A 19,688-nucleotide genomic window follows, 5' to 3' on the forward strand; every position below is an offset into this window, starting at 1 on the left:
GGTCAGGTGGTGAGGGCTTGGGCGAGCGCGTAGCCGACGGCGGCGGCGGCCAGGCCGGCGGCGACGCTGCCCAGCGTGTTGGCCAGGGCGGGCAGCCGGCGACCGGACTGGGCCAGCCGCAGCGTCTCGTAGCTCAGCGTGGACCAGGTGGTGAGCGCGCCGCAGAAGCCGGTGCCGACCAACGCGCCGACCGCGGGCGTGACCGGCAGCCCGACCAGGGCGCCGAGCACCAGCGAGCCCAGCACGTTGACGGTGAGGGTGCCCCACGGGAAGGCCGAGCCGAACCGGGCCTGCACGGCCCGGTCGGCGAGGTACCGGAGCGGGGCGCCGACCGCCGCGCCGAGCGCGACGAGGAGCATGCTCATCGGCCGCTCCGCCGCAGCAGCCGACCGGTGAGCGTGTCACCGGTCCAGACGGCGAGCAGCGCCCCCACGACCGTGCCCACCAGGTACGCGAGGGCGATGCCCGGCGCCCCCACGACGAGCGCCTGGTGCACGTCGACCACGTACGTGCTGAAGGTGGTGAAACCGCCCAGCACGCCGACGCCGAGGAACGGCCGGGCCAGTGGCGGACCGCCGCCGGCCGCCCGCAGCACCGCCATCAGCACGCCGATGAGCAGGCAGCCGGTCAGGTTGATGCCGAAGGTGGCCCAGGCGAAGGTGGCCGGGCCGTGCGGAAGGGCCGCGTGGAGGCCGGCGCGGGCCAGCGAGCCGAGCACCCCGCCGGCGGCGATCGCGCCCAGCACCGCCAGGGGGCGGCGGGTCACCTCCCGCCGGTCGCCCGGTAGCCGCAGGTCGACGTCGGGGTCGACCCGCCGCCGCGGCCGCTGCGTCACCCGTACCCCTCTCGTCGCGGATCGGCCGTGCCCGCCTCGCTCACCGGCGCGCCGACGCCGACCCACGACGCCGGGGCGCGCTGCCCGACGGAGCGCCGGCCGCGCCCACCACAGCTGTCGAGCAGCTCCCCCGACGGACCGAGGGCGGTGACAGGGGGCCGTCCCGCCGAGCCCGCGCGGCGGCGGGAGGCGGAACCGTGCAAGATCACCGAGCCTCAGGATACGCGCGCACGGACGGGTCGGGTCAGCGGAGTGCGACGACGGCGGCGTCCGCGCCGCCGCGCCAGAGGGTGCCCACCTCGCGGTAACCGGCGTCGCTCAGCGCCGCGAGGTGCCATGAGACGGGCGGTGTCCACTCGGGGCTGTGACCGGCCGGGTAGATGGCTTGCCGGCGCTCGACCAGCGGCGCGAGGGCCGGGTCGTCGCCGGCCCGCTGCCACCAGTCCGACCAGGAGAGCACGGCGCCGGCGGCGTATCGGGCGGCGCGGCGGACGTGGGCCCGGGCGGCGAGCCGCTTGGTGAGCTCCGGCAGCGCGTCGTCGGGCATGTGGTCGGCGTTGACGAGGATCCCGTCCGGCCGCAGCACCTCACGGAGCTCGGCGTAGAGCCGGGTGAGCCGCTCGGCCGGCAACCAGTGCAGGGCGGTCGCGGTGAGCACCGCATCGTACGCCCGGTGGGGGAGCGCGGTCACCCAGTCGGCGCGGCTCAGGTCTGCGGTGACCACGGTGGCCCGCCCGGCCAGCGAGGCCTCGGCGATGGCCAGCAGCGCCGGGTCGAGGTCGAGCACGGTGACCTCGGCGTCGGGGAAGCGGGCCAGTGCCCGCAGCGTGATGGTGCCGGTGCCGCCGGCGAGGTCGAGCAGCCGTGGGGGTACGCCGTCGGTGACCGCGTCGACCGCGTCGAGCATCGCGGCGAACCGGTGCTCGCGGTCCGGCAGGTACGCCTCCTGCTGCCGGTCCCAGCTCTCCTGCCAGGCCACGGCGTCAGTGATGTAAGGGCTCATGCCCGATGAGGCTAGTTACGCAGCAGGCCGCCTGTCCAGAGCTTGTTGCAAAGAATGTGCAACAAGGGGAGATGGTCGGGCGATGGTCCCTCGTCGGGTCGCTCCGTCCTGACCCGGCGGGGTGTGCCCGCCGGCGGCAGAGCGTCGACTCGCCCCGCCGCCGGTCGGGCCGTCAGGCCGCGCCGACCGCTTCCCGCAGTTCCTGCTCGGTCGGGTGCTCCGGCCGCCGGGCGGCCAGTCGCAGCGAGAGGAGCAGCACCGCCAGGCCGGCCAGGGTGAGCACGGCACCCGCCCAGATCGGTGACGTGTAGCCGAGCCCGGCGGCGATGGTCAGCCCGCCGACCCAGGCGCCGAGCGCGTTGCCGACGTTGAACGCGGCGATGTTCGCCCCCGAGGCCAGCGTCGGCGCCTGCCGGGCGTAATGCATGATCCGCATCTGCAGCGGCGGCACGGTCGCGAAGCCGAAGCCGCCCATCAGCACCAGGGCGGCGAGGGTCGCCGCCTTGTTCCCGGCCGTCAGCGCGAAGGCCGCCAGCACCACCGTGAGCGCGGTCAGCACGACGACAAGCGTCCGGGACAGGGCGACGTCCGCCGCCCGGCCGGCGAGCAGGTTTCCGGCGAACAGCCCCACCCCGAAGAGCACCAGCAGCCACGGCACCGAGCTGGACGCGAAGCCGCTCACGTCGGTGAGGGTGTAGGCGATGTAGGTGAAGGCGCCGAACATGCCGCCGAAGCCCAGGACGGTGATCACCAGCGAGAGCCAGACCTGCGGGTGGGTGAAGGCCCGCAGCTCGCCGCGGAGCCCGCCGGTCGGGGCGTCGGCCGCCCCGGCCGTGCGGCCGGGGACGAGCAGGGCCAGGCCGACCAGCGCGACGACCCCGATGACGGTGATCGCCCAGAACGTCGAGCGCCAGCCCAGGTGCTGGCCGAGCAGCGTGCCGAACGGTACGCCGAGCACGTTGGCGATGGTCAGCCCGGCGAACATCATCGCGATGGCGCCGGCCCGGCGGGCCGGCGCGACGAGCCCGGCGGCGACCACCGCGCCGATGCCGAAGAAGGCGCCGTGGCAGAGCGCGGCGACGACCCGGCCGACCATCATCATCGAGTAGCTGCCGGCGACGGCCGAGAGCAGGTTGCCGACGATGAAGAGCACCATCAGGCCGAGGAGCACCTGCTTGCGGGGCAGCCGGGTGACGGCGGCGGTCAGGGCGACACCGCCGATGGCGACGCTCAGCGCGTAGCCGGAGATCAGCCAGCCGGCGACCGGCTCGGTCACCGAGAAGTCCGCGGCCACCTCGGGCAGCAGGCCCATGATCACGAACTCGGTGAGCCCGATGCCGAACGCGCCGATGGCGAGCGCGATCAGGCCGGCGGGCAGGGACTGGGAACGTGCGGACATGAGTCCTTCCCGTCAGGCTAGGAGAATGATTGCAAGCGTGTGCAACTACACGCGCGAGCAACTAGATAGTTGCACGCGCGCTATACCGGCGCAAGCGTGATAGCCTGGCAGTGGTCCGCACCACTGGAGGGAAGCGGCATGGGCATCGGCGACGACGCGGTGGAGGTCCGCGCGCAGGGCTGGCGGATCCTCGCCGCGCTGCACGGACACATCGAGACCGCCCTCGAACGGGCGCTACAGGCCGACCACGAGCTGTCGGTCGTCGAGTACACGGTGCTCGACGCCCTCTCCCGGCAGGACGGCTGGCACATGCGGATGCGCCAGCTGGCCCGCGCCGCCGCGCTCTCCGGCAGCGCCACCACCCGGCTGGTCACCCGCCTCGAGGAGCGCGGCCTGCTGGCCCGGATCCTCTGCGCCGACGACCGACGCGGCATCTACACCGAACTCACCCCGGCCGGTTCCGACCTGCTCGACCGGGCCCGGCCGACCCACGACCGGGTGCTTGCGAACGCACTGGCCGAGGCCGAGCAGACCCCGGAACTCGCCCCCCTGGTCGACGCCCTGCACCGCCTGCCGGCGCCCCACTGACCCGCCCCGGGAACGCCGCCCGGCCGCCGCTTGACCTCAACCCGACTTCATCGTCGAGGCTGATCCCAGCGACGAGCGAGGCGGAGGACGCGGTGCGGGTGATCGAGGTGGCCGAGTTCGGCGGCCCGGAGGTGCTGACGGTGACCGAGGCGCCCGAGCCGACGCCCCGGCCCGGCGAGGTGCGGGTCGAGGTGGCCGCCGCCGACGTGCTCTGGGTGGAGACGGCGATTCGCCGTGGCGCGGGTGGCGAGCACTTCCCGGTCCGGGCACCGTACCGGCCGGGCGTCGGGGTGGCCGGGATCGTCGGCGCGGTGGGCGGGGGCGTCGACCCCGCCTGGACCGGGCGGCGAGTCGTCACCCGCACCGACGAGCGCGGCGGCTACCTGGAACAGGCGGTGGTGCCGGTCGACGCGCTGCTGCCGGTCCCCGACGGTGTCTCCCTGCCCGACGCCGCCGCGCTGCTGCACGACGGCGTGACCGCCGTGGGTCTGTGCGACCTGGTGCCGCTGCGCCCCGGTGACCGGGTGCTGGTCACCGCCGCCACCGGCGGGCTCGGCGCCCTGCTGGTCCAGCAGGCGCGGGCGGCCGGCGGTTACGTCGTGGCGGCCTGCCGGGGTTCGGCCAAGCGCGCGGCCGCCTACGGGCTCGGGGCGGAGCTCGCCGTGGACTACACCGAGCCGGGCTGGACGGGCCTGGTCCGGGCGGCGACCGGCGGGCTGGACGTGGTCCTCGACGGCGCCGGCGGCGGATACGGGCGGGCCGCCTTCGACCTGCTGCGCGCCGGCGGCTGGTTCTCCGCCCACGGCACCCCGGCGGGGGAGTTCGCGGTGCCCGACGCCGACGCCGCCGCGGCCCAGGGCATCACCGTCCTGAGCATCGCGGACGTGCAGTTCGACGCCGAGCGGCGACGCCGCTACCTGCGGGCCGCGCTGGAGGCCGCCGCGGCGGGCCGGATCAGGCCGCTGATCGGGCAGACGTTCCCGCTGCACCGGGCCGCCGACGCGCACCGCGCCATCGAGGACCGGTCGGCGATCGGGAAGACCCTGCTGACCGTCTGACCCGGACCGACCCCGCGATGCCACCCGCGCCCGACGCCCGGGTACCCGGGGTCGGCGTACGGCCGGCGTCGGCGTACGGTTTCCGCCATCGGCGGGCGCGGAACCCACCCGGCTGCCGGTGCGAACTCCCCGCGGGGCACGCGCCGGCGCGCCGGCGGCGACGCGGACGCCGGCCGCGCCACCGTCGCCGCGCAGGAGGAACGATGCAGGATCGCACCCCTCGCCCCGAGGACCTGGAGCCCATCGAACGGGCCGGCGTGGACGAGCTGCGGGCCGTCCAGCTCGAGCGGCTGCGCTGGTCGCTGCGGCACGCGTACGACAACGTCCCGCACTACCGGCGGGCCTTCGAGGCCGCCGAGGTACACCCCGACGACTGTCGTGAGCTGGCCGACCTGGCCCGGTTCCCGTTCACCGGCAAGGCGGAGCTGCGCGAGAACTACCCCTTCGGCATGTTCGCGGTGCCCCGCGAGCGGATCGCCCGGCTGCACGCCTCCTCCGGCACGACCGGCCGACCCACAGTCGTCGGCTACACCCGTGACGACCTGAGCACCTGGGCCCGCCTCATGGCCCGGTCGATCCGGGCCTCCGGCGGCCGCCCCGGCGACCGGGTGCACGTCGCGTACGGCTACGGCCTCTTCACCGGTGGGCTGGGCGCGCACTACGGCGCCGAGGAGCTGGGCTGCACCGTCATCCCGGTCTCCGGCGGGATGACCGAGCGCCAGGTGATGCTGATCCGCGACTTCGAACCCGAGATCATCATGGTCACCCCCAGCTACCTGCTGGCCATCGTGGACGAGATGCGGCGGCAGGGGATCGACCCGCGTACCACCTCGCTGCAGGTCGGCATCTTCGGCGCCGAGCCGTGGACCGAGCAGATGCGCCAGGAGATGGAGCAGCGGCTCGACCTGCACGCCGTGGACATCTACGGGCTCTCCGAGGTGATGGGCCCCGGTGTGGCCAACGAGTGCGTCGAGACCAAGGACGGGCTGCACCTCTGGGAGGACCACTTCTACCCGGAGATCATCGACCCGGTCACCGGTGCGGTGCTGCCCGACGGTGAGCGGGGCGAGCTCGTGCTGACCTCGCTCACCAAGGAGGCGATGCCGGTCGTCCGGTACCGCACCCGGGACCTGACCCGGCTGCTGCCGGGCACCGCCCGCCCGATGCGCCGGATCGAGAAGATCACCGGACGCACCGACGACATGATGATCGTGCGCGGGGTGAACATCTTCCCGACCCAGATCGAGGAGCTGATCCTGCGTACCCCGGAGCTGTCCCCGCACTTCCAGTGCGTACTGGGCCGGCAGGGGCGGATGGACACGCTGACCGTACGGGTCGAGCGCCGGCCCGGCGTGGCCCTCGACGCCGCCGAGCGGGCCGGTGACGCCCTGGTACGCCTGGTGAAGAACACGATCGGGGTGAGCGTGTCGGTCGAGGTGATCGCCCCTGACGGGGTGGAGCGGTCGATGGGGAAGATGCGGCGCATCGTCGACCAGCGTCGGGCGGTGTGACATGGGGGGCGAGCGCAACGCCGCGTACGACATGTTCGACGCCGATCCGGCCTCCCGCGGGCTCGGGGTCGAGCTGGTCGAGGCGGCCGACGGCGCGGCGGTGGCCCGGATGCGGGTCACCGACACGATGATCAACGGGCACGCCATCGCCCACGGCGGCTTCGTCTTCCTGCTGGCCGACACCGCGTTCGCGCTGGCCTGCAACAGCTGGGGCCCGGCCACCGTGGCGGCCGGCGGGGAGATCAGCTTCGTCCGACCGGCGCGCGCCGGTGACCTGCTGACCGCGTCCGCCACGGAACGCACCCGGTACGGCCGCAGCGGCATCTACGACGTCACGGTGACCCGACAGGACGGCGCCGTGATCGCCGAGTTCCGGGGGCGCAGCCGCACCCTCGTCGACCGGCCCGCGCCCGCCGACGCCAGGGCACCCGAGGTCTGAGAGGCACGCCCGGGGCCCGGGCGCTGATCCGCACCCTGCGCGCTGATCCGCACGGCCGGCACCCGAGGTCTGATCCGCACGTCGCCGCCGGGCCGGGGAAGGCCGGCGCGGGCTGCCCGGCGCGCCGACCGGGATGCGGCACGATGACCGGATGGGACACGTCGTGCTCTTCCACTCCGTCTACGGGCTGCGCCCGGCGGTCCTGGCGGCGGCCGAGCGCCTGCGTGCCGCCGGACACCAGGTGTCCACACCCGACCTCTACGGCGTGCCGGCCGCGGAGACCGTCGAGGAGGGCTTCGCCCTGCTGGAGAAGATCGGCCAGGACGTCGTGCTCGGCCGGGCCGCCGAAGCCGTCGCGCACCTGCCGCCGGAGACGCTGCTCGCCGGCTTCTCGATGGGTGCCGGGGTGGCCGGCGCGCTGCTCGCCGAGCGTCCCGCCACCGCCGGGCTGCTGCTCCTGCACGGCACCGGTGGTTCCCCGGCGGCGGTCCGGCCGGGGCTGCCGCTGCAGCTGCACCTCGCCGACCCCGACCCGTACGACCCGCCCGAGGAGGTCGACGAGTGGCGCACGGCCATGACGGCCGCCGGGGCGCGACTCGACGTGTTCCGCTACCCGGGCGTCGGGCATCTCTACACCGATCCGGACGTGCCCGACCACGACGTGGCCGCCGCCGAGGCCACCTGGATCCGGGTCCTGGCCTTCCTCGACGGCCGCTGACCCGTCCTCGGCGGTACGCCGGTGGACGGGCCGCGAGCTCAGGCGGCGGTGCCGGCCACGACGGTGGCGGAACCGCCGGGCGGGTCGGCCCGATCGGGACGAACCGCCGCCGCGCCCGTCCCCGCGTCGTCCCGATCCGACCGGGCGGCCCCGGACGCGGGCGACCACCAGGCGGACCCGACGGGGACTGCGGACCGCCCGGCCGGCAGCCCACGGTCGCCGGCGGATCGACCCGGACGATCCTCGGTCGCCGGGCGGGAGTCGGATCGTCTCGCGGCGTCCAGCCGGGGCGCCGCCGGGGCGGCGTTGACGGGGAACGACGCGGTCGCCGACGGGTCGGCCCGCCCGGATTGGGCAGGGGGCGTCTCGGGCCGGGTGGCGACCCGGCACACCGGCCCGACGGCGTCCCGGACCACCTGCCCCGCCGATCCCGGCTGACCGGCGGCGCGTGACGCGAAGACGGCCCGGAGCCGTCGGGGGAGCCGGTCGGCGGCCACCCGGCGCAGCGCCGGCGTCGCCAGGGCGTACCGGCCCTCGGGGAGGGCGACGAGCAGGTCGGTGGCGCGCAGGGCGGCCAGCGCGGGCCGGGCCTGCCCGGGCGCCCAGCCGAGCAACCGCTCCACGGCGCCGGCGGTGAACCCGTCGGGCAGGATCGCGCCGGCCATCAGCGCCGCCCGCCGAACCCCGTCGAGCCGGTCCACCTCGGCCCCGACCGCGCGTCCCAGCGCCTCCGGCAACTGTGGTGCGGCCGGGTCGGCACCGTCGGCCAGCGAGCGGACGTACGCGACGGCGTGCCCGGGGGTGTCACCGACCAGCGGCAGCAGCCGGGCCAACCGATCCACCGGCTGGCCGGCGCGGACCAGCAGCTGCCGCAGCAGCCGACCGGTCTGCACCGGGGCCAGCGGACGCAGCGGCACGTGGCAACGCCGACCCCGCGCCACGGGCAGCACATCGGCCCGGTCCGTCCCGTGCAGGGTCACCACGGCCAGCGGCAACTCCCGGGCGGCGGCCGCGGTGAACAGGGCGTGCAGGAACCGGTCGACCGCCGGCGCGGCCCGGTCCAGGTCGTCGACCCCCAGCACCAGCGGCCGCTGCGCGGCCAGGCGCAGCAGCACCTCGTGGAACCAGGCCGCCGCCGCGGAGGCGGTGGTGTCCGGTACGGCGAGCAGCCGCTCCAGCGCGGGCACCGCCGTCGCCAGCCGGGCCGGCGGAAGCAGCCCGGTCAGCGCGCCGGAGAGCCGCTCGCGGGCCACCGACGACGGATCCGCCGGGCCGAGACCGACCAGGTCGCGCAGCAGATTGGCCACCGGGGCCAGTGGCTCGTGCGGGTGCGGCGGGCAGGAGGCGACGCACCAACGCACCGGCACCCCGTCGACCACGTCGACCGCCCGGGTCAGCTCGTGCAGTAGCCGGCTGCGGCCGCTGCCGGACGCGCCGGTCACCGTCACCCACTGCGAGCTGCGCTCGCGTACCGCCTGGACGATCCGGTCCCGGGCGGTGGCCAGTTCCCGCCGGCGACCCACGAGGGGGCTGTCGTGCCGTGCGGCCGGCTGCCCGGCCGGCCCCGCCACCCGCCAGACTTCCATCGCCGGCGCCCGGCCGGGCACCGTGAGTGGCGTCAGCCGCCGCTGCGTCAGCAGGCCGGTGGTGGCCCGCCGGGTCGTCGGGCAGCAGACGACCGCGCCCGGCGGGGCGTACTCCTGCAGGCGGGCCGCGGTGGTGATGACCGCGCCGCTGGCCACCCCGTGCCCGCCGTCGCGGGCGGCGGGTAGCTCCACCACCGCCTCGCCCGTGGCCACCCCGACCCGGACCCGCAGCGCGCCGCCCTCGGTCAGCGGCCTCCGCTCCAGCGCCGGCTGGATCTCCAGCCCCGCCCGCAGCGCCCGGTACGCGTCGAACCCGTCCGACTCGCGGGCGCCGAACAACGCCATGACCGCGTCACCGACGTACTTCTCCACGACCCCGTTCCAGCGGCGCAGCACCCCCGCCACGGTGTCGAAGTACGCCCGCTGCACCGCCCGGACGTCCTCCGGGTCGAGCCGGTCCACCAGCGCGGTCGAACCGACGATGTCGACGAAGAGCACGGTCACCGTGCGCCTCTCCTCCGGCACCGGCCAGCGTGCGGAAGAGAGCCGCGGCACGGCAGCGGCGGACGTCGACATGGCCTCCCACCTGCTTTCTCTCCGGTTGACGGCGGATGACCCCAGGAGACTCGCACCCGCGCCCCGGCGACGGATCCGTAGGACGACGTATGTCGGCCGCCCGCAACGGTTGGTCGCATTGCCGACGCGAGGAGCACCACATGGGGCAAACGGCCGTAGAACGGTGCGGGGGCCTGTGACTAGGCTGCGTGCCATGGCCAGCGATGTGGACACTGCACCGCTCGTCGGCCGGGCCGACCTGCTGAAGTCGGTCCGGTCGGCCCTGCTCGACGATGTGGCGCAGGGGCACACCGCAGCCGTCTTCCTCACCGGCGAGAGCGGCGTGGGCAAGACGCGGCTGCTGCGTGAGGTCGGCACGCAGCTGCGCGACGCCGGTGCGCTGGTGCTCACCGGCTCGTGCCTGGACATCGGCGACGCCTCGCCGCTGCACCCGCTGCTCCAGGCACTACGCCGTTTCGACGCCGAACTCTCCAGCTCGCACACTCGCACCTCGTCCGCCGTCCGGTCGCTGCTGCAGATGTTCGCCGACGAGACCGCCGGCCCCGACGGCGCGGGCGCACTGCTGGAGCGGGTCTCCCGTGGGCTGCACCTGATCGCCGAGGGCCGGCCGCTGGTGCTGGTCCTCGACGACCTCCAGTGGGTCGACCGGAGCACCCGGCAGCTCCTGCTCTACCTGCTCGCCGGCCTCGGCGACCTCCAGCTGTCGGTGCTCGCGGCCATCCGGGCCGAGTCGTTGCAGGGCGCGCACCCGCTGCGCCGGGTCCTCACCGAGCTGCGCCGGCTGCGCTCGGTCCGCGTCCTGGACCTCGCCCCGCTCGACCGGGGCGCCACCGAACAGCTCGCCGCCGCGGTGGTCGGCCGTCCGCTGACGGCGGAGTCGAGCGAGCAGGTCTGGCGGCGCAGCGGCGGCAACCCCTTCGTCATCGAGGAGCTCGCCCGGGACCTGCGCGACGGACGTCCCGGCCTCTCCGAGACCCTGCGCGAGATCTTCCTGGCCCGGGTCGACGCGCTGCCCCAGCACGCGCACGCCGTGGTGCACGCCGTCGCGGCCGGGGTGGAGCCGGTGCAGCACTGGCTGCTGGCGCGGGTGGTGCGGCTGCCGGAGCAGGAGCTCATCGACGCCATCCGGGCCACCGTCGCCCACCGGCTGCTGGTCAGCGCCGACGACGGCTACCGGCTGCGGCACCGGCTGGTGGCCGAGGTGCTGGAGGACGAGTTGCTGCCGGCCGAGCGCTCGGCGCTGCACCGCCGCTACGCCGAGGCGCTGACCTCGGCGGAGGCCGAGCTGCACCAGGCCCGGCTGGCGCACCACTGGCGGCTGGCCGGCGAGCCGGCCCGTGCCCTGCCGGCGACGGTCGCCGCCGCGCGGGAGGCGGAGCGGCTGCACGGCTACGCGGAGGCGCACCGGCACTGGTCGGTCGCGCTGCAACTGGCCGACGCGCCGACCGTCGGCGCGCGTACGGTCGACCGGGCGGACCTGCTGGGGCACGCCGCCGAGGCGGCCCACCACTGTGGCGAGCACGCGCGGGCGCTGGCGCTGCTGGAGGAGTTGGCCGGCGCCGGGGGCATGTCCACCTGCGCGCTGCACATCCGCCGGGCCCGCTACCTCGCGGCGGCCGGCCGGTCCGCGCTCGCCGAGGAGGAGTACCGGCGGGCGTTGGAGGCCGACGACTGCACCCCGCGGGAGCGGGCCACCGCCGCCGCCCACCTGGCCGAGCTGCTGCTGCACCTCGGCCGGTACGCCGACGCGGGGCGGCGGGCCCGGGAGGCGCTGGAGCTGACCGCGGTGGTGGACGGCGCCACCTCCGAGGTGGTGCTCGCCAGCGCCGCCCTGGGCTTCAGCGAGGCGTACCTGGAGGACCCGGACGCGGGTCTCGCGGTGGTCCGCCGGGCGCTGGAGATCGCCGAGCAGACGGGCCGCCCGGACGACGTGGCCTGCGCGTACCTGCACCTGGCCGAGCTGCTCACCGGCCCGCTGAACATCCTCGAAGAGGGGGTGGTGGTGGCCCGGCGGGGCGCCGAGCGGGTCGCCGAGCTGGGGCTCGGCCGCACGTACGAGACCCGGCTGCTCGCCATCGCCACCAACGGGCTGTTCCGGGTGGGGCAGTGGGCGGAGGCGGAGAAGGTCGTCGCGGCGGCGCTGCGGCACCGCCCGTCCGGCGCCGACGCCGTCGAGCTGCTGCTGGCCCGCTGCCGGCTCTCGGTCGGCTACGGCGACATCGAGGCCGCCGACCGGGACCTCGACGCGGTCGCGACGGTGCTCGCCGGCGGTGGCGCCCGGCACGTGATCCCGCTGCTGACCCTGCGCGCGGGGCTCGCCATGTGGCAGGGGCGGCACGACCTCGCCCGGCAGGCGGTGCAGCGCGGCCTGACCGAGAGCCGCTCCGACGACGTGGCGATCCTCGCCGCGCTCGTCTGGCACGGACTGCGGGCCGAGGCGGAGGCGCACGCCGGTCGTACCGTTCCGGTGGACCGGACCGCGGTGCGGCGGCTGCGGGACGTGGCCGACCGGGTGGCCCGCAAGAGCGAGAAGGCCGCCCGGCCGGTACGTGACGTGGTGGACGGCTTCCTGGCGCTCTGCGCCGCGGAGGTGAGCCGGCTCGACGAGAACGAGCCGGAGCTGTGGGCCCGGTCGGTGGCCGAGTGGGATCGCCGCAACCACCCCTACCCGGCGGCGTACTCCCGGCTGCGGCAGGCGGAGGCGTTGCTGGCCCGGCGCAGCCGGGTGGCGACGGCCGGCAAGCTGCTGCGTGAGGCGTACCGGACGGCCCAGGGGCTCGGCGCCGTGCCGATGACCTCGGAGATCAGGACGCTGGCCACCCGTGCCCGGGTGACGCTGGAGGAGCGCGATCCGTCCCGCAGCCGTGACACGGCGGGGGATCCGGTGGGCGACGACGAACTGGCCACGCTCACCGCCCGCGAGCGCGAGGTGCTCGCGGCCGTGGCCGAGGGGCTGACCAACAAGGAGATCGGCCAGCGGCTGTTCATCAGCGAGCGGACCATCGGGGTGCACGTGTCGCACATCTTCGACAAGCTCCAGGTCCGCACCCGGGTCCAGGCCAGCGCGATCTACCTACGTAACGGGCGCGGCTGACCCGACCGGCGCGGACCGCGCCGTATACGTCGTTCTACTGATCCGGCGGACAGCGCCGGCTGAGAGGCTGTGCCCTGTCGCGATCGGCGCAGGTGCCGAGCAGCACTGTGGAGGAGAGATGTCGGAACCGGTCTGGGGGCCCGTGCACCGGGACATCGTCGACCTGCTCGCCGACCACCCGGCCGACGTGCCGGCCGTGGTGGATCACCTCACGAAGCTGCAGGACCTGCTGGTCCGGATGCCTCCGCTGCTGGACAGCTGCCCGCTGGCCGACTTCAACCGGCTCTACCTGACCATCACCACGACGGTGCTCGACGGCCTCTACGACGACCGGTTCGTGGACCCGGTCTTCCTGTCCCGGCTCGACGTGGAGTTCGCCGCCCGCTACTTCGACGCGATGCGGCTCTGGACCGACTCCAGCCCGGGCACGCCGCAGGCGTGGGCCTGTCTCTTCGAGCGCATGCACGGCCCGGACGCCCGTCCGCTGCCCTCGGCGGCGGCGGGGGTGAACGCGCACATCAACTTCGACCTGCCGTTCGCCCTGGTCACGACGTTCGACCACCTGGAGTCCGAGCCGGTCGACGGCAGCGACCAGCACCGCGACTACCTCGAGATCAACAACATCTTCGCGGAGAAGATCCCGGGGCTGCGCCGCGGCTACCTGGAGCGTTGGCAGCTACTCATCGACATGCTCAACGGCGACATCGACGACTGGTACCAGGGGGAGCTGGTCGAGTACACCCGCGACGTCGCCTGGCGCAACGCCCAGAAGATCTGGCGATGCCGGCACGACCCGGCCGCCCACGAGTGTGAGCGCAGCCGGCTGGACTCGACGGCCGCGGCGCTCGGTCGGCTGCTGCTCTCGCCCCTCGGGGCGTTCCTGCAGTAGCCGGGACGGGGGGTCCCCGCGTTCCGTCCGGGGGGCGGAACGCGGGGGCGCGTCATCGAAAGGCGCGGGGGAAGCGCCGCCGGTTCGGGGGGACCGGCGGCGCCACGCCGCCCCCGTACCGGCAGGATGACCCGGTGACCCCGTACGAACAGCCGCTGGCCGGCAACGTCACCCGCGGGCTGGTGCGGGTCGGGGACACCGTCCGCCGCCCGGCCGGCCGGTGGACCGACGCCGTGGACGCGCTGCTGCGGCACCTGCACGACGTCGGCTTTCCCGGTGCCCCGCGTCCGCTCGGCCGCGACGCGCAGGGCCGGCAGGTGCTGGAGTTCGTCCCGGGCGAGTGCGGCCCGGTCGACGGCACGTATCCGCTCGGGGAGTTGGCCGGCGTCGGCGCGCTCCTGGCGGACCTGCACCGGGCCACCGAGTCCTTCGTGCCGCCGCCCGGCGCGCTCTGGCAGCCGGCCATCGCGGCCGATCGGGAGGATCTGGTCTGCCACCACGACGCCGCGCCGTGGAACCTGGTCCGGTCGACCCGGGGCTGGGTGCTGATCGACTGGGACGGGGCGGGCCCGGGCTCGAGGCTCTGGGAGCTGACGTACACGGCGCAGAGCGTGGCCGGTATGCGTGCCGACCGGCCGGTCGGCGAGTCGGCGCGCCGGCTGCGCGCCCTGGTCGACGGGTACGGACTGCCGGAGACGGACCGACCCGCTCTGGCGGCGATGCTGCCGCGGCGGGCCGCGGCGATGGTCGAGCTGCTCCGGCGGGGTGCCCGCGACGGGCGCCAGCCGTGGGCCCGGATCTGGACCGAGGACGGGACGTACTGGCAGGAGACCACCCGCTACCTGGCCACCCACGTCCCGCTCTGGGAACGGGCGCTGCTGGACTGACCGTCGGCCCTGACGTTCGGGGTGTCGGTCGCCCGGCACCGGGTACGCCCGCCTCATGACCCTGCCGATCCGGCGCCGGCCCGCCGCCAGACCCCGCCCCGCGCGCCCCGCGCCGTCGCGCCCGGGTGGCCCCACGCCGTGTCCGAACGGCGGTACCCGATGAGCCGACGTTTCCCGTTCCGCTTCGACCCGACGTTCCGTCCGGTGCTGGCGCTGCTCGGCGTCCGGCCGGAGACCGCCTGGGTGGCGGTGGACGAGGAGCGGCTGGTCGTGCGCTTCGGTCCCTGGCGGTTGGCGACCGCCCGGGAGAACGTGACAGGGGTGGAGCGCGGCGGGCCGTACCGCTGGTGGCGGGTGATCGGCCCGCACCTGTCGCTGGTCGACGCCGGGGTCACCTTCGGCAGCAGCACGGCGGCGGGGCTCTGTGTCCGTTTCCGTACGCCCGTTCCCGCGCTGGCGCCCGGGCGGTGGCTGCGGCACCGGGCGGTGACGATCACCGTCACCGATCCGGACGACCTGGCCGGCGTGCTGGGCGGCGCGGGACGCTGAGCGGCTTCCCCGGTTCCGCCGGGCGGGGGCCGGCGTACCCCCTACGGTCGGGGTCAGGAGCCGGCGAGCTGCGGGACGGGGCACATGGCTGAGGAGCACGGGGGGAAGCCGCGACGGGCGCACGGGCGCCGGCAGCCGTCCGGGCCCGGGTCGGAGCTGCGGGCCGCCCGCGACCCGACCCGTGCCGAGCCCGGCGGCCGTCGGGTGACGGTTCCCGAGCGGGTCGCCAGCCCGTCGCGTCCCGCGCCGCCCGCCGGCCGGCTGCACCGGTGGCTCTTCCGGCACCGGGTCCAGCCGGTGGGCCCGGAGGCGGCGGAGGGGCAGGCCCGTACGCACCCCTGGTGGCAGGTGATGTGTCTGACGGGGGTGGACTACTTCTCGACGTTGTCCTATCTGCCGGCCATCGCGGCGGTGGCGGCGGGGGCGCTGTCGCCGCTCGCGACGCTGCTGATCGTCGCGCTGACCCTGTTCGGGATGCTGCCGATGTACCGGCGGGTGGCCCGGGAGAGCCCGCACGGGCAGGGCTCGGTGGCGATGCTGGAGCGGTTGCTGCCGTTCTGGCGCGGCAAGATCTTCGTCCTGGTCCTGCTCGGCTTCGTGGCGACGTCATGGATCATCACGATCACCCTCTCCGCGGCCGACGCGACGGTGCACCTGGTGGAGAACCCGTACCTGCCGGAGAGCTTCCGGGGCACCGGGGTGGCCGTCACGGTCACCGTGGTGATGCTGCTCATCCTCGGCGGGGTGTTCCTGCTCGGGTTCCGGGAGGCGGTGGCGGTGGCCATCCCGCTGGTCGCCGTCTTCCTGGCGCTCAACGCGGTGATCGTGGTGGACGCGATGGCCCGGATCGTCGACGATCCGGGTCTCCTCGCGGACTGGGGCGACGCGCTGACCTCCAGCGTCGGCGGGCCCGGCGACATGCTGCTGACCACCGTGCTCGCCTTCCCTCTGCTGGTGCTGGGGCTCTCGGGATTCGAGACCGGGGTGAGCATGATGCCGTTGGTGTCCGGCCGGGGCGCGGACCGCGAGGCCCGGCTGGCCGCCCGGATCCGCAACACGAAACGGCTGCTCACCACCGCCGCGTTGATCATGTCGGTCTACCTGCTCCTGACCACGTTCGTCACCACGGTGCTCATCCCGCCGGAGGCGTTCCGCTCGGGCGGCCCGGCCAGCGGGCGGGCGCTGGCCTTCCTCGCCCACACCCACCTGGGCGAGGTCTTCGGCACGCTCTACGACATCAGCAGCGTCCTCATCCTGTGGTTCGCGGGCGCCTCGGCGATGGCCGGCCTGATCAACATCGTGCCCCGTTACCTCCCGTCCTACGGCATGGCGCCGGACTGGGCTCGGACGATCCGTCCCGTGGTCCTCGTCTACACGCTGGTCAGTGTCGCGATCACGCTCGCCTTCCGGGCGGACGTCAACGCCCAGGCCGGCGCGTACGCCACGGGGATCCTGGCCATGATGGTCTCCGGCGCGACGGCGGTGAGCATCGCCGCGCTCCGCCGGCAGCGCCGCACCGCCGCCGTCGGTTTCACGGTGCTCACCCTCGTGCTGCTGTACGCCCTGGGCGACAACATCGTCGAGCACCCGGACGGGATCGCCATCTCCAGCCTCTTCATCCTCGCCATCATCGTGGTGTCCCTGATCTCCCGGGTGACCCGGACCACCGAGCTGCGGGCGGAACGCATCGAGTTCGACGAGCCGGCCCGGCGGTTCGTCGCCGAGTCGGTGGCGCACGACGGGCGGCTGCACCTGATCGCCAACAAGCGCAAGGCCGGCGCGCTGAAGGAGTACACGCTCAAGGAGCGGGCCCAGCGGGCGATGAATCCGGTGCCCGGCGCGGCGGACGTGCTCTTTCTCGAGATCGACGTGATCGACCCGTCGGAGTTCAGCCACGTGCTGCGGGTGCACGGGGTGGAGGTGGGCGGGTTCCGCGTCCTGCGGGCCAGCAGCCCGGCGGCGCCGAACGCGATCGCGGCGATCCTGCTGGCGCTGCGGGACGTCACCGGCGTCCGGCCGCACGCCCATTTCGAGTGGTCGGAGGGGAGCCCGATCGCCCACCTGCTGCGCTACCTGATCCTCGGGCGCGGCGACACCCCGCCGGTGGTCCGGGAGATCATCCGTCGTTGCGAGCCCGATCCCGCCCGCCGTCCCGGGATCCACGTCGGCGGCTGAGCGTCGCCCCTCCCGCCCCGCGCGCCCTCGCACTGGCGTCGACCGACTTCACCGGGAGAGGCGAATCGGATGACTCTTCACGTTCGCGCCCGGCCCATCCGGATTGCGTCCGTATCGTGAAGTTTGGTGGGCAGCGGCACGTCGCTCACCCCGCGCCCGGTACGGGCGCGGTCGTCTGATGCAGCCAGGAAGGCAGGACACGATGTCGACGTACCGAAAGGGCCGGCGGACAGCAAGACCCAGGCGGCGGCCCCGATTGTTGATGACCGGCGGGTTGCTGGCAGGCAGCCTGGTCGTGGGCGCTGCCGGGGTCAGCGGCGTCGCGGCCATCCCCGGCGAGCGCGAACTGCCCCTCCTCGACGCGGTCCAGGTCGCCAGCATTCTGGGCGCCGACGACGCGGGTCGGGAGCACCGCGACCGAGCCGACCCGAGGAAGGGGGAGCGGTCACGTGACGGCGCCGGCCGCCCGGACGGTTGGTACGGCGACGGTCGGGACGGCCGGCGAAACGACGGTCCCGGGACGGGGCGCCACCCGGTGCTGAAGGTGCCCTGCGACGCGGACAAGCTCGTGGCGGCGCTCGAGAAGGTCAACGCCCAGGGGGGTGGGTCGCTGCGGCTCGCGCCGAAGTGCACGTACACGCTGACCGAGGCGTTCGACCAGCCCGACGACTACGACGGCGGGATCACGGACGCGCGGCAGGCCGCCGACTCGGCCGAGAACGCGGGCGGGGCGGCACCGAGCCCGTCCGGTTCGGCGCAGAACCCGGCCGGCGCGGCCGAGAACCCGGGCGCCGCGGCCCAGAACCCGGCCGGCGTGGCCGCGAGCCCGTCCGCCGCGGCGGAGAACCCGGGCGGCGCGGCCCAGCCCCCCGGCGACGCGGAGGCTCCCGCGTACAACCCGGCGGACGACAAGGCCGGCCTGCCGGCGATCTACCAACCGATCACCATCGACGGGGCCGGGGCCACCATCGAGCGCGACAGGCACGCCGAGGACTTCCGCTTCTTCACGGTCCGCGACGGCGGCGAGCTGTTCCTGCGCGACGTCGAGCTCCGTAACGGGCGCTCCAAGATCGACGGTGGCGCCGTCCACATCGTGCACGGCGCGACCGCTGTCATCGAGCGCGTCACCGTCGTCCGCAACACCTCGCTCTCGGCGGAGGGCGGCGGCGGTGGCATCTTCAACGACGGCAACCTCGTGGCCACGGACGTGGGTTTCTACGACAACGAGGCGGCCGGCACCGCGGGCAAGGGCGGGGGCCTGCTCAACGGTGGCGTGCTGACCCTGCGTGACGCGACGTTCCGGCACAACAGTGCCAAGGCGTACGGCGGCGGATTCGGCAACTACCGCGGCGCGGCGGACGTCGAGGACGCGGTCCTCGTCGACAACAGCGCGAAGCAGGGCGGTGGTATGGCCAGCTTCTCGGCCCGTACCAAGGTGCTCGACACCAAGGTGCTCGGCAACAGCGCCGAGGTCGGCGGCGGCATCGCCAACTCGGACGCGGTGATCGTGCTGCGCGGTATGACGATCCGGGGCAACACCGCCACCGTCAAGGGTGGCGGGATCTCGACGTTCCAGGGGTTGCTCCCGCTCGACGACAGCGTCGTGGCCGGCAACACGACCGACGGTCTCGGCGGCGGGATCCACGCCGAGAAGTCCAACCTGCTCGTTCGGGGCAGCGACGTCGCCGGCAACGAGGCGATCGGCGCCACCTCGAAGGGCGGCGGGATCTACGCGACCGCCGGCAAGGTGTCCGTCTACACCAGCAAGGTCGTCGGTAACCGCTCGACCGAGAAGCCGGGCGGCCTCTTCGTCGAGCAGGCCCAGGCCCAGGTCGACGACGAGAGCATCATCCGTGGCAACGAGCCGACGAACTGCGCGGGCAGCACCGTGCCGGTGGAGAACTGCTTCCGCTGACGCGGCGTACAGCAGGGCGCACCCGGACGCGCGCGACGGTCCCGATGACCGTCCCGCGCAGAGGGGTGCGCCCTGCCGCGTTCGGCCGAGGCGGCGGCCGGCCGGGTCACCGGCGAAGGCGTCGAGGGGGGCCGGCGTCGAAGCGCCGGCGCGCACCGTGACGGTGCGCGCCGGGTGGGGGAGATCGACTCCTACTTGGACGGCTCCGGCAGCTCGCAGTCGATCTTCGGGTTGGCGCCGATGTAGTTCAACGGGCCCGCCACGATCGTCACCAGGATGGTGCCCGCCTCCGCGCAGTTCGTGTCGTCGCCGCCGTAGTAGCCCCGCTGACCGGCGGCGATCGCACCGATGATCAGCCAGATCACGACCAGGATCCCGAGTATCGAGGTGCCCCGCATGGCGTGCCTCCTGAGGGGGTTGTGGTGGGTGGGGTGCAGCGGATGTACCCAACGGCTCCGATCCGCTA

The 19,688-nt window shown here is 74.7% G+C and carries 17 protein-coding genes; 11 read left to right on the forward strand and 6 right to left on the reverse strand.

The window, feature by feature from the left end:
• Nucleotides 1-2: 2 nt before the first annotated feature.
• From crcB to E1211_RS09390, 4 genes are all read right to left on the reverse strand, one after another.
• Nucleotides 3-365 (reverse strand): fluoride efflux transporter CrcB, encoded by a 363-nt coding sequence (gene crcB / locus E1211_RS09375; RefSeq protein ID WP_132347491.1) that lies wholly within the window; start codon nucleotides 363-365, stop codon nucleotides 3-5.
• A complete protein-coding gene (locus E1211_RS09380) occupies nucleotides 362-835 on the reverse strand; it encodes a CrcB family protein (protein ID WP_132347493.1) in 474 nt (157 codons plus the stop codon). The genes crcB and E1211_RS09380 overlap by 4 nt, the downstream gene beginning before the upstream one ends.
• Before the next feature lie 244 nt (nucleotides 836-1,079).
• Nucleotides 1,080-1,838: a trans-aconitate 2-methyltransferase gene (locus E1211_RS09385; RefSeq protein ID WP_132347495.1), complete on the reverse strand. Its 759-nt coding sequence runs from the start codon at nucleotides 1,836-1,838 to the stop codon at nucleotides 1,080-1,082.
• Nucleotides 1,839-2,010: 172 nt separating this feature from the next.
• A complete protein-coding gene (locus E1211_RS09390) occupies nucleotides 2,011-3,237 on the reverse strand; it encodes an MFS transporter (protein ID WP_243709455.1) in 1,227 nt (408 codons plus the stop codon).
• A 138-nt stretch (nucleotides 3,238-3,375) separates the two neighbouring features.
• Between E1211_RS09390 and E1211_RS09395 the strand changes: the two genes are divergently transcribed.
• From E1211_RS09395 to E1211_RS09415, 5 genes are all read left to right on the forward strand, one after another.
• Nucleotides 3,376-3,825 carry a MarR family winged helix-turn-helix transcriptional regulator gene (locus E1211_RS09395; RefSeq protein WP_132347497.1) on the forward strand — a complete coding sequence of 150 codons (450 nt, stop codon included), beginning with the start codon at nucleotides 3,376-3,378 and terminating at the stop codon, nucleotides 3,823-3,825.
• 92 nt (nucleotides 3,826-3,917) lie between these two features.
• Nucleotides 3,918-4,883: a zinc-binding dehydrogenase gene (locus tag E1211_RS09400; RefSeq protein ID WP_132347499.1), complete on the forward strand. Its 966-nt coding sequence runs from the start codon at nucleotides 3,918-3,920 to the stop codon at nucleotides 4,881-4,883.
• Between the two features lie 203 nt (nucleotides 4,884-5,086).
• Complete coding sequence (gene paaK / locus E1211_RS09405) at nucleotides 5,087-6,394, forward strand: phenylacetate--CoA ligase PaaK (RefSeq protein WP_132347501.1); 1,308 nt, start codon at nucleotides 5,087-5,089, stop codon at nucleotides 6,392-6,394.
• Nucleotide 6,395: 1 nt separating this feature from the next.
• Nucleotides 6,396-6,833: a hydroxyphenylacetyl-CoA thioesterase PaaI gene (gene paaI, locus E1211_RS09410; protein WP_132347503.1), complete on the forward strand. Its 438-nt coding sequence runs from the start codon at nucleotides 6,396-6,398 to the stop codon at nucleotides 6,831-6,833.
• 151 nt (nucleotides 6,834-6,984) lie between these two features.
• On the forward strand, nucleotides 6,985-7,551 hold the full coding sequence (locus E1211_RS09415; RefSeq protein WP_132347505.1) for a dienelactone hydrolase family protein: 567 nt from the start codon (nucleotides 6,985-6,987) through the stop codon (nucleotides 7,549-7,551).
• Nucleotides 7,552-7,589: 38 nt separating this feature from the next.
• Here E1211_RS09415 and E1211_RS09420 read toward each other — a convergent pair whose 3' ends face one another.
• Nucleotides 7,590-9,713 carry an adenylate/guanylate cyclase domain-containing protein gene (locus E1211_RS09420; protein WP_132347507.1) on the reverse strand — a complete coding sequence of 708 codons (2,124 nt, stop codon included), beginning with the start codon at nucleotides 9,711-9,713 and terminating at the stop codon, nucleotides 7,590-7,592.
• Nucleotides 9,714-9,906: 193 nt separating this feature from the next.
• Between E1211_RS09420 and E1211_RS09425 the strand changes: the two genes are divergently transcribed.
• From E1211_RS09425 to E1211_RS32960, 6 genes are all read left to right on the forward strand, one after another.
• On the forward strand, nucleotides 9,907-12,807 hold the full coding sequence (locus E1211_RS09425) for a helix-turn-helix transcriptional regulator (protein WP_132347509.1): 2,901 nt from the start codon (nucleotides 9,907-9,909) through the stop codon (nucleotides 12,805-12,807).
• Between the two features lie 118 nt (nucleotides 12,808-12,925).
• Nucleotides 12,926-13,696 carry a DUF5995 family protein gene (locus tag E1211_RS09430; RefSeq protein WP_132347511.1) on the forward strand — a complete coding sequence of 257 codons (771 nt, stop codon included), beginning with the start codon at nucleotides 12,926-12,928 and terminating at the stop codon, nucleotides 13,694-13,696.
• Nucleotides 13,697-13,830: 134 nt separating this feature from the next.
• Nucleotides 13,831-14,583, forward strand: coding sequence for a phosphotransferase enzyme family protein (locus tag E1211_RS09435; protein WP_207915314.1), 753 nt, complete (start codon nucleotides 13,831-13,833; stop codon nucleotides 14,581-14,583).
• A 159-nt stretch (nucleotides 14,584-14,742) separates the two neighbouring features.
• The gene (locus tag E1211_RS09440; RefSeq protein WP_132347513.1) at nucleotides 14,743-15,132 is read left to right on the forward strand and encodes a hypothetical protein; all 390 of its coding nucleotides are present in this window, start codon (nucleotides 14,743-14,745) and stop codon (nucleotides 15,130-15,132) included.
• Between the two features lie 84 nt (nucleotides 15,133-15,216).
• On the forward strand, nucleotides 15,217-17,307 hold the full coding sequence (locus E1211_RS09445; protein WP_243709456.1) for an amino acid transporter: 2,091 nt from the start codon (nucleotides 15,217-15,219) through the stop codon (nucleotides 17,305-17,307).
• A 535-nt stretch (nucleotides 17,308-17,842) separates the two neighbouring features.
• Nucleotides 17,843-19,222: a hypothetical protein gene (locus tag E1211_RS32960; protein WP_371686139.1), complete on the forward strand. Its 1,380-nt coding sequence runs from the start codon at nucleotides 17,843-17,845 to the stop codon at nucleotides 19,220-19,222.
• Between the two features lie 191 nt (nucleotides 19,223-19,413).
• Here the strand turns inward: E1211_RS32960 and E1211_RS09455 are convergent, their stop codons facing one another.
• Nucleotides 19,414-19,620, reverse strand: a complete 207-nt coding sequence (locus tag E1211_RS09455; protein WP_120682100.1) for a hypothetical protein — start codon at nucleotides 19,618-19,620, stop codon at nucleotides 19,414-19,416.
• Nucleotides 19,621-19,688: the final 68 nt, after the last annotated feature.

The organism is Micromonospora sp. 15K316, assembly GCF_004348525.1.
In the GTDB taxonomy this organism is placed as follows: Bacteria; Actinomycetota; Actinomycetes; order Mycobacteriales; family Micromonosporaceae; genus Micromonospora.